The organism is Bacteroides sp. 11BF, assembly GCF_019633765.1.
GTDB classification, from domain to species: domain Bacteria; phylum Bacteroidota; class Bacteroidia; order Bacteroidales; family Bacteroidaceae; genus Bacteroides; species Bacteroides hominis.
Map to the genome: position 1 here is coordinate 1 of NZ_JAFKPJ010000037.1, position 10631 is coordinate 10631.

At 32.2% G+C, this 10631-nt stretch carries 13 protein-coding genes; all 13 read left to right on the forward strand.

Going from position 1 to position 10631, the window contains the following annotated elements; genetic code table 11:
- Positions 1-141, forward strand: a 141-nt coding sequence (locus JZY04_RS20400) for a DUF4134 family protein (RefSeq protein ID WP_220577451.1), incomplete at its 5' end; no start/stop codon positions are given.
- Between the two features lies 1 nt (position 142).
- Positions 143-442: a hypothetical protein gene (locus tag JZY04_RS21580; protein ID WP_004295371.1), complete on the forward strand. Its 300-nt coding sequence runs from the start codon at positions 143-145 to the stop codon at positions 440-442.
- Positions 443-447: 5 nt separating this feature from the next.
- Entirely contained in the window at positions 448-3288 is a 2841-nt protein-coding gene (locus JZY04_RS20405) for a conjugal transfer protein TraG (RefSeq protein WP_042994648.1), read from the forward strand.
- A gap of 10 nt (positions 3289-3298) precedes the next feature.
- Positions 3299-3973 (forward strand): hypothetical protein, encoded by a 675-nt coding sequence (locus JZY04_RS20410; protein ID WP_004295374.1) that lies wholly within the window; start codon positions 3299-3301, stop codon positions 3971-3973.
- A 1-nt stretch (position 3974) separates the two neighbouring features.
- Positions 3975-4631 (forward strand): hypothetical protein, encoded by a 657-nt coding sequence (locus tag JZY04_RS20415; protein ID WP_042994649.1) that lies wholly within the window; start codon positions 3975-3977, stop codon positions 4629-4631.
- Positions 4624-5646 (forward strand): plasmid transfer protein, encoded by a 1023-nt coding sequence (locus JZY04_RS20420; RefSeq protein ID WP_007559121.1) that lies wholly within the window; start codon positions 4624-4626, stop codon positions 5644-5646. Before JZY04_RS20415 ends, JZY04_RS20420 begins: the two co-directional genes overlap by 8 nt.
- A gap of 32 nt (positions 5647-5678) precedes the next feature.
- Complete coding sequence (traK, locus tag JZY04_RS20425) at positions 5679-6293, forward strand: conjugative transposon protein TraK (protein WP_005647312.1); 615 nt, start codon at positions 5679-5681, stop codon at positions 6291-6293.
- On the forward strand, positions 6293-6724 hold the full coding sequence (locus JZY04_RS20430; protein ID WP_007559125.1) for a hypothetical protein: 432 nt from the start codon (positions 6293-6295) through the stop codon (positions 6722-6724). The genes traK and JZY04_RS20430 overlap by 1 nt, the downstream gene beginning before the upstream one ends.
- Positions 6725-6727: 3 nt before the next feature.
- Positions 6728-7837, forward strand: coding sequence for a conjugative transposon protein TraM (traM, locus tag JZY04_RS20435; protein WP_007559128.1), 1110 nt, complete (start codon positions 6728-6730; stop codon positions 7835-7837).
- A 1-nt stretch (position 7838) separates the two neighbouring features.
- Positions 7839-8678, forward strand: a complete 840-nt coding sequence (gene traN / locus JZY04_RS20440; RefSeq protein WP_004295380.1) for a conjugative transposon protein TraN — start codon at positions 7839-7841, stop codon at positions 8676-8678.
- A gap of 12 nt (positions 8679-8690) precedes the next feature.
- A complete protein-coding gene (locus tag JZY04_RS20445; protein WP_007559132.1) occupies positions 8691-9194 on the forward strand; it encodes a hypothetical protein in 504 nt (167 codons plus the stop codon).
- Between the two features lie 2 nt (positions 9195-9196).
- The gene (locus JZY04_RS20450) at positions 9197-9856 is read left to right on the forward strand and encodes a hypothetical protein (protein ID WP_007559134.1); all 660 of its coding nucleotides are present in this window, start codon (positions 9197-9199) and stop codon (positions 9854-9856) included.
- Positions 9857-9858: 2 nt separating this feature from the next.
- Positions 9859-10500 (forward strand): OmpA family protein, encoded by a 642-nt coding sequence (locus tag JZY04_RS20455; RefSeq protein ID WP_004295385.1) that lies wholly within the window; start codon positions 9859-9861, stop codon positions 10498-10500.
- Positions 10501-10631 lie beyond the last annotated feature (131 nt).

Below are 10631 nucleotides of genomic sequence, written 5' to 3' on the forward strand. Positions count from 1 at the left end.
GGATTAGTTGGAGCAGTGCGAGTTTATTTAAAATGGAACTCTGGTGACCAAGATGTACAAAAGGCTGTTATGGGCTGGATGGGGTCATGTATCTTTCTGGTTGTATCAGGTGTTGTCGTAAAAGCATTCTTCGGAATCTAATATGTCGAAAGAGTATCCAAGTTACAATGTATATAAGGGGCTACAAAAGCCCCTTATTTTCAAAGGATTTAAAGGCAAGTTCATATATATCGGTGGAGCTTGTATTATTAGTGCTTTACTTTTATGTGCTATTGTTTCTACTCTAGCTTCTTTTATGTGGGGAGGTATAACTCTTGTAATAGTTATGTTTGGAGGGTTAGGAATAACATCGCAATTACAAAGAAAAGGGCTTCACAGGAAAGATAAACGAAAAGGCATATATATAGTATCACGCACTTTTATAAGAGATAGAAAAAAATAAAGCTTATGAAAAAGAAAAGTGAATTTGAAGCTCCTTATATTGGTATTGAAACAATAGACAATACTCCTATATTTTATAACCGAAGGGGCGACTATTCTGTTATCATTAAATGTGAAAATCCTATAATACAGTATTCAGCAGATATGGATGCTTACTATGATTTTCACCACTTATTTACTAATATCCTCAAAGTATTAGGAACTGGATATACAATACAAAAACAGGATATTCTATGTAAAAAATCATTTTTACCACCCCAGAATAGGAAGAACGACTATTTATCAAATCGTTATTTTGAACATTTTAAAGGACGAATATATACTGATATTTCTACTTATCTTGTTATTACAGGAGAAGTAGAAAGGTCTAAATTCTTTTCTTTTGACCCTCGAAGGTTTGATACTTTTATTAGAAACATCACAAAAGTATTAGGACTATTCGCTAATAGAGGAATAAGAGCTAAACTATTAAATGAAAATGAAATAGAAATATATATAAAAAGATTTCTATCTATCAATTTCAATCAGCAAACAGTAAGCCTAAAAAATATCAAAGCAAGAGAAGAAAATCTTATAATTGGGGAAAAAAACGTACAGTGCATTTCTCTTGTAGATATTGACGAAGTTAATTTTCCTTCTATTATAAAACCATATAAAGAGGTCAATATTGGGCTAAGATTTCCTGTTGACTTACTCTCTTTTTTGCATGATACACCAAGTATAGACACAATTATCTATAATCAAGTAATAAATATTCCAGACCAACGAAACGAAGCAAACAAATTAGAAGGCAAAAAGAAAAAACATAAAGGAATGCCTGACCCTGCAAATGATTTATGTGTAGAAGACATAGAACGAGTGCAGTCGGATATTGCCAGAGAAGGGCAAATGCTTGTATATGCACATTATAATATCATTCTTGCTGGTCTTGATGATATTAGTAAGGCTATCAACTATGTTGAAACATCTCTTTTTGATTGTGGCATTATTATTAATAAACAATGCTTCAACCAATTAGAATTATTCGAATGTGCACTGCCAGGAAACGCAATCAACCTAAACAGTTATGACAAATTTCTAACAACTTCCGATGCTGCAATTTGTCTTTTGTTCAAGGAAAAATTACAAGTAACAGAAAACAGCCCTTTTCTCACTTATTTTACTGACAGACAAGGATTGCCTGTTGGAATAGATATGTCCGGGAAAGAAGGTGAGAAAAAATATACAAATAACTCCAACTTCTTTGTTTTAGGTCCAAGTGGTTCTGGTAAGTCTTTCTATGTCAACTCCAAAGTAAGACAATGGGTTTTAGATAACACTGATATTGTATTGGTAGATACAGGGCATAGTTATTCAGGAATGTGCGAATACTATCATGGCAAATACATTACTTATTCTGAAAGCAAGCCTATATCTATGAATCCTTTCCGAATTACTGAAGAAGAGTATAATGTAGAAAAGAAAAACTTTCTTAAATCATTAATTTTCCTGATATGGAAAGGTGCAAATGGTGAGGTCAAAAAGCAAGAAGAAGAAATTATGGATATTACCATAGAAAAATACTATTCTTTCTACTTTCATCCCTTTAATGGTTATTCAGATGCGGAAAAAGAAGCCATACGTGAAAATTTACTACTTGAATTTCAAGTCAATGAAGAAGAATTTGAAAACGAAAGGGAAAAAGAAGAACGCAAGATACTTTCCGAAAAAATAGAGAAATTACAGCAACTAGTAGAAAAAGGAGAAGGCGGAGAAAAAACCAACGCAGAAAAAGCGATACAAAACATTCTCATCGAAAAAGGCTTTACACGCCAAGAGCTTGATAATCCTGAAACTAGATTACTTTCTATAATAGAAAGACGAATCCAGAAGAAGGAAGATATATTGAAAGAAATAAAAGTTGAAAGCTTATCTTTTAACTCTTTCTACGAATTTTCCCTACGCATTATACCTATCATTTGCAAAGAGAACAAAATTGATTTTGATATTACTAACTATAAGTTTCTATTAAAAAAATTCTATAAAGGAGGGCAGTTAGAAAAAACTCTTAATGAGGATTTTGACACTTCCCTTTTTGAAGAACCCTTTATAGTTTTTGAAATTGATGCAATTAAAGATGACCCTGAATTATTTCCAATAGTAACCTTAATTATTATGGACGTTTTTATTCAAAAAATGAGATTAAAAAAGAACAGAAAGGCATTAATAATTGAAGAAGCATGGAAAGCCATAGCTAGCCCTATGATGGCTGGCTATATACTCTATTTGTATAAAACAGTTCGTAAATTTTGGGGTATGGCAATGGTTGTTACTCAAGAACTGGAGGACATAATTAGTAATCCTGTAGTCAAAAACTCTATAATCAGCAACTCCGATATTATATGCCTATTAGACCAAAGTAAATTTATAGACAAATATCAAGAAATAGCAAATCTTTTATCCCTAACGGAAGTAAATCAAAAGCAAATATTTACCATAAATCAACTTCCCAATAAAGAAAACCGTAATCGGTTTAATGAAGTATTTATAAAAAGAGGAAATTATGGAAATGTATTTGGAGTAGAGGTTTCTCTACACGAATATTTCACATTTACTACAGAACGAATTGAAAAAGATGCTGTTGGATATTATCATATCATTTATGGTAGTTTCCAAACAGGATTGGATAATTTTATAATAGACCTAAAATCTTCCAAATTAAAAAATATGGATTGGGTTTTACAAGTCAATAAGGTACTAGGGTATCACTCCGATGATGGAAGCCTAAAAGATATACTTAACATCATAGGGGAACAACCATTATATAAGTATATCCTAGATAAATACAAATGGATTACAAACCGTTAAAGATAATATCATGAAGAAAATCCTATTTATTTTAGTGGTAGCATCTACTTTAACCCAAGTTGCATATTCGCAAAAGGCAGTCTTGGATATAACCTGTATGGAAACACTTATAGCTAATCATAAGGTGCAACATACTTCTTTCTCTAAAGTGAAAGAGAATGAAGCTCAAATAAGCCTTATACAAAAACAAATCAGTGAAAAAATGGTTCAGATTGAATTTTTCCAAAGCAAATTTTATAATAGCCTAAAATCTGTAGAAGCCATCATAAAAACAGGAAAAGATATTATCTACTGCACTGATATTGCAGCAGATATTGGTAAATATCAAAAACAAATGGTTGAACTTGCTGTAGGTGACCCGGCTTTATTATTGGTGTCAGCAAAAACAGAGCTAGAATTAGTTAATCGCACTGCGGATTTGACACAATACATTTATCAGGTCGCTATTGTCGGGACAGATGTAAACCTTATGGATAATAAGCAAAGAATAGACTTGCTTAAGTATGTTATTAATGAACTAAGAAACATGAGAGGTATAGCATACGCTGTATGCCGACAGATGAAAACAGCAAAAAGAAATGGAGTATTACAAACATTAGCTCCGGGGGTATTTAAATACAAAGATAATCGTTCAAAATTAGTTGATGATTTATTACAGAATTATAAAGTAAAACCTAAAAGATAATATGAAAAGAGTGCTTTTATTTTTTTCCCTAATGTTGATTATTGGTACTTCTAATATCTATTCCCAAATGCCTGTAAAGGATAAAGGGAAATGGAGCGTGCTTAATAATATGGAATTTATGGATAGAGTACGACTACAACCAGAATGGTATCATTACTGGATATGGTATAAAAAGGTTTTGGGTATTAAAATTCCTTTGCCGGGCTTAGGGTTACACGACAAATACGGGAAGGAAGATAGACGTAATTTCCAGTTACAAGAAATTCCCATGATGGCAGCCGTAGAGTACAATAAATCAGAAACAGAAAAAGAAGGGTATAATGTTGATACCATATATAGACAGGAACTCTTCAAATTTGGAGATAAAGAAATTGATTATCAATATACTTTAACTAAAAATCGTAGAAATGATATTCTTAATGATATAAATAAAAAACTTGTCGAATATTCTTCTAATGGCGGTAATAAAGAACATGTTGAAGTTATAACTGATGAAGTTACTAGAATAAAAAAGAACATAGATATAATCCATGATTCACATATGAGTAACTCTAAAAAAAGGGAAGCCTATTTAGATTTTGATAAAGAACTAATAGAGGTTCTTTCATTAATAACAAGATTGAATAATATAAATAAAACAATAATGAGCCATGAATGAGTTAATAGATAAATTCTTATTTGAATTATTTGATGGACTAAGAGATAAAACAACTGTTCTATTCGGAGAATTTATTGCGGATGCACAAGCATTGGCAGCAATCTTTATGTTGTTATATTTTGGAGTAGAAAGCTTCAAAATGATGAGTGGAGATAAAAAATTAGAGATTATCCCGTTATTGCGTCCATTCGCACTGGGATTGGTTCTTATGTTCTGGATTCCCTTTATTAATCTAATCAGTTATCCCGGAGAGTTATTAACAGCACGAAGCAAGGCTATGTTTACGAATCAGATAGAAGAAGTAGAATTACTTTCTCGTAATAGATATGCACTCATTGATAGCGTAGCTGTAGAGTTATTACATACTTCATTAGAAGTTGAAAGAGCCGAAAATGAAGTTAAGGATAAGAAATGGTATGATTTTAGTATAGACTTCTCAGCTATTGGAGACAAGATAGCTGGATTATATGTATATGTAGTCGCTAAGGTTAAAATGATAATGTTTAATATCATTGAATTTATTGTCGTTACTTTTTGGCAAGTATGTACCTATTTTGTCTTTTTCCTACAAATCATATTCACAGGAATATTAGTTATTCTTGGTCCACTAGCTTTTGCATTCTCTGTTTTACCGGCATTTCGGGATGCTTATATACAATGGATAGCTCGTTTTGTCAGTGTTAGTTTATATTCATGTATTGCATATATAGTATTATCAATTTCTTTAGTAGTAATGCAATATGGGATAGAAAGAGAAATTGAAATTTTAGAATATGCGCTTAGAAATGAAGCTGCATTTGTCATGTATGTCGGAATGACCTCTGGAGGTGTCAATAGCTTCCTTCTTACAGCATTACTTGGAGCATTTGCCATGCTTACAATACCTTTTGTTTCTACATGGATTGTAAGTACAACTGGAGTAGGGCAAGCAGTAGGAGGCATGGTTGGAGGAGCAGCCATCGCAACCAAAGCTGTAGCAGCTCCGGCTACAGGTGGAGCCAGTGCAGCTATGTAAAAAGATTCATTAAATTTTAAATTCACATAATCATGATTATTAAAAACTTAGAAAATAAAATCAAATTAGCCGGAATTTTATCCATTGGCTGTTTTGCAACTAGTATAGTTATTTCAGGTATGGTACTAGCCTTTTGTTTCTCTTTAGTAAAAGCTGAAAGAAAAAAAATATATGTTTTGGATAATGATGTCCCTGTACTAGTAAAACAAACTGGTACAGAAGTCAACTTGGAAGTCGAATGTAAGAGCCACATAAATCTATTCCACACTTTATTTTTCACATTACCACCAGACGATGAATTTATAAAATACAACATGGAAAAAGCCATGTATCTAATTGATGATAGCGGATTAAAACAATATAATAATTTAAAAGAAAAAGGATATTTCAACACCATATTAGCGAGTTCTGCAACAGTAACAATTATGACAGATAGTATCAAGGTGGACATGAACAACCTATCTTTTGAGTACTATGGCATCCAACGTATAGAGCGAGAAACCTCTATTCTAAAAAGGCAACTTGTAACTACAGGGAAATTAAGACAAATTCCACGCACTGAAAACAATCCTCATGGACTTATTATCACAGATTGGAAAACGATACTAAACAAAGACCTAGATTATAAAGTAAAAAAGAATTTCTAATGAAACTGTTTAAACATAAAAAGAATGATAGAAAAGAAAGTATCAAGACTAAAGCCGAGCAAGCTACAGTTGTTCTTCTTACTAAAATATTTCAAAAGTTCGGAGTTAATAACGCTTGTGAACGCTTATTGGCGTGGGCTGATATACACCGTAAAGCTATGTTTGGAATTACGATTTCATTCCTTTCTTTCGTCACAATTCTATCATTAGTAATGCGTCCAGAAAGAAAGCCAATGCAAGTTTTCAACGAAGAAAAAAGCAAAGTACAAATTAACATTGATAGTACCCTACAAAAAAAACAAGTAGGAGTTCACGACTTGTTAGAAGTGATTAAAATGCAAAATGAAATTAATGAGCTAAGAAAAAATGGGAAATTAACTCCAGAAGACACAATACGAATAAAAAATTTATACAATAAATTAAATAAATAGCGTATGAAACAGATTGATATTAAAAAGCCTAAGTACATCATTCCGATACTCATCCTACCTTTTATTCTAGGGATAGGATGGCTAGTTAAGGATATGATAAACTCTGCCCCAGCAGAAGAAACTACATTAGTAGAAACGGAAGAATTAAATCTTGATATTCCTGATGCTAATTTAGAAAAAAGAGAGATAAAAAGTAAATTTGAATCACTCAAAGGAGCTTTCAATAAATCTTCTGATTATTCATCAATACAAACCATAGATAAAGAAGAAGAAGTTAGCGAAATTGAAAGTTCTGGTTCTCTTTACTCCAATGATGAAATAAGGCAAATTGACAGTTTAAATCAAGCTTCTAGAATCCGAGAAAAGGAATTGGAACAACAAATAAAAGGATTTCCTACTATAGATGAATCAAGTCAAACAGAAACTAGGAAAGCTCCTGAAAAATCCAAGATGCAAGAAGAAATGGAGCTTTTTAAAATGCAAATGGCTTATATAGATTCATTACAAAATCCACGTCCTAGAACACCTCAAAAAAAACAAGATGAAAAGCCAAAAGAAAAGGCTATAGAAGTTGTAAAAGCGAAAAATCCCGCAGAAGTATATTTTAATACTGTAGGGAAAGAACAAAAAACTTCACTAATCACAGCTATATTAGATGAAACTTTAAAAGTAACAGATGGTAGCCGAGTACGCATACGGCTTCTAGATGATATAATGATTAATGACGCTCTTTTAACTAAAGGCACTTACCTATATGGGAATGTATCTGGCTTTAAAGCTCAAAGAGTACACATTAATATTTCCTCTATAATGGTTGATGGCAGACAAATGAAAGTAGATTTATCTGTATATGATAATGACGGACAAGAAGGTTTCTTTGTTCCTTCATCAGCTTTTAGAGATTTGAGTAAAGATGTTGGAGCACAAATAGGAAGCCAAACTATACAAATGAACAGCCAATCAGAAGGAGTAGAACAATTCGCTTTAGGTGCTTTACAAGATGCTTACCGTAGTACAACCCAAGCTCTTTCCAAAAACATCAAAAAAAACAAAGCCAAATTAAAATATAACACACAAGTTTTTTTAGTAAACAACAAAGATAAAGAACAATAATATGAGAAAGATTTTTATTGCATTATGCACAATGGTTTCTGTTATTACAGGAAATGCACAGAACACCCCTATTGGAGAAAACATCGAGCTTGCAGGTGAAAACCCAGAAGAACTAAAGGTTATATACGTCAACAAAGATGTTTCAACGCATTTTATAGCTATGGAAGATATAAAATATGTTGATATATCAGTCAATGATATTGTTGGCGATATTCCTACTGGTAACTCTCTTAGAATAAAGCCCACAAAAGAAGGAGCTAGTGGAGTTATCACCATTGTTACAGAAAGATTTTTCGTACAATATATGCTAGTATATAGTAGCGATTTAGCAAAAGCATACACTCGCTTTAATATCCCTTATGCTGATTTACGTAGCTATATGAATCCAGAAGTGAACTTAACCAAAGCACAAATGTATGATTACGCACATAGAATGTTTATTTCAAAAAATAAATTCTATGATGTTTCCAGTAAAAGTAACCTAATGAAAATTGTACTAAACAATATCTACACATTAGATAAGTATTTCTTTATTGATATTTCTATGATTAATAAAACAAAAATACGATATGATATAGACCAAATACGCTTCAAAATAGAAGATAAAAAACAAACAAAGGCTACTAATTTTCAATCTATAGAAATACTTCCATTGATGCAAGTTAATAAGAATCTTGTTTTCAAGAAGAACTATCGAAATATTTTTGTCTTTGAAAAATTTACTTTCCCAGACGAAAAAGTTCTTACCATAGAAATATCTGAAAAACAGATTTCAGGACGTACTATAACATTAAGAATTGATTATGCAGACATTCTTCATGCAGATGCTTTTACTGAATAAAATTTTACGATTATGAAAAGAATAGCATTTCTTGTTATCACCTTATTTTTTTCCCTAAAGTCAATGGCTGGTGATGGTGATAAGTTTTTTAATATTTCAGGAGGTTGGCAATGGAAAAATACCGTCAATGCAGTTGTAGGGCTGGAGTTTGAAGGTAAATATCACAATGCTTATGAACTATATATTGATTTAGCTACAGCATATGATAAATGCCCGGTATGTAATAAGGTATGCTCTGATAGTTTCTGGAGCTATAAAACATTCGGCATAGGTGCAGCATATAAACCTACAATCTCACGAGGCAAAAACAGTAATTTAAGATGGCGGTTTGGAGCAGATTTAGGAGCTAACAGAAAAGGGTTTCAGGCTTCCATTGATATAGGTTTAGAATATAGCTATTCATTTAGAAATGGAATGCAAGTCTTTGTAATGCAAAAAAATGATTTTGTCTTTTGGACACGTGACCATTTCCGAAATGGATTATTAGTAGGTGTCAAATTTCCAATAAATAATTAAGTATGAAAAAAATATATATAATTCTATTATCCATTATAGGGGTAATATCATCATGTACAAAACACGAAGATATTATAGACACATCATTACAGCCGGGTAGTATCTTATGTAGTGATGGAAGTATAGTGCATCCCTCACTTTTTTCACCCAATGAAAAAGAAGCCATTGGAGTTGTATTTTGGTGTAATGATGGGAATAATCCTGATATAAAAGAAACCGCTTATGCCGTTTCATTAGAAGATTTAGAAGAAAATCCTTTAATAGATACAGACGAGGATATAGCTAATGTTTCGGAAGATGAAAACAGCTTTGATGGAGCAGCTAATACTGCCGCAATAATGAACTTTGCTATAAAAGATAGTTTAGCTTATCCAGCAGCTCAAAAAGCTATAGAATACGCACCAAAAGGTGTTACAGGTTGGTTTATTGGCTCTATCGCACAAAACAAAGCAATCTCTAATAATCTTGAAAAGGTATATTCTTCTTTCTCAATCATTGGAGGAACGCACTTTGATGGTTGGTACTGGAGTTCTACAGAAGATGGAGCAGGAAAAGATACTCCTAAAGTGTTTGCACTAATTTCTTCATTAACAAAAGGAAGAGCAACCAGTACAAGCAAAAGAAATTCATTTAAAATCAGACCTATTATAGCAATAAGATAATCATGAAAAAGAAAATAATTATACTAGCAGCCTTCGTTGTTACATTTTTTACCGCATGTACTTCAACGCATATGATAACTTTCAGTAACGCTGAACTAAGCGACAAAGAAAAAGACATGATAGAAAATAATAGTAACTATTCAACCGCTTCAATAGTTGGTGGAAGTGCAAAATTAGTTAAAGAAGAAAGAGATAAAGCTATCCAAGAAAAGATAGAAGCTAGAAGAAATAAACTAAAAGCTATTGATGGCTTATCAATCTCCAGCTATAAAGATAAAAATGGAAAAGAACAGTTTAAAGCAACAGCTCAAAGTGAAATCCTATTCAAATTTGATTCATATGAATTAAATGAAGAAGCTCAAAAAATGCTTTCTGACTTATGTAATATCATTACTGAAATACCCAATACTAAGATTAAAATAATTGGGCATACTGACAATATAGGAGAAAAACAATACAATATCATACTTTCTAAAAATAGAGCAGCAGCAGTAGGAAATTACCTTAGAACCGCTGGTATAGAAACAAACAACATAACAGAAGATGGAAAAGGATATAGCGAACCCATTGCAGACAATACAAGTGAAGCTGGACGTGCTAAAAATAGGAGAGTAGAAATATTTATCACAAATGATGAATATTAAAAAGAGAGATTTCTATTAACAAAGACCGGGAGGTAAAACTCTCGGTCTTTGTTTTATAGTCTGGAAAGAAATTGATACCGTACTTTTCGGAGTTCCGGCACTGATGGGCAAACATGGCATGATGAAATGAT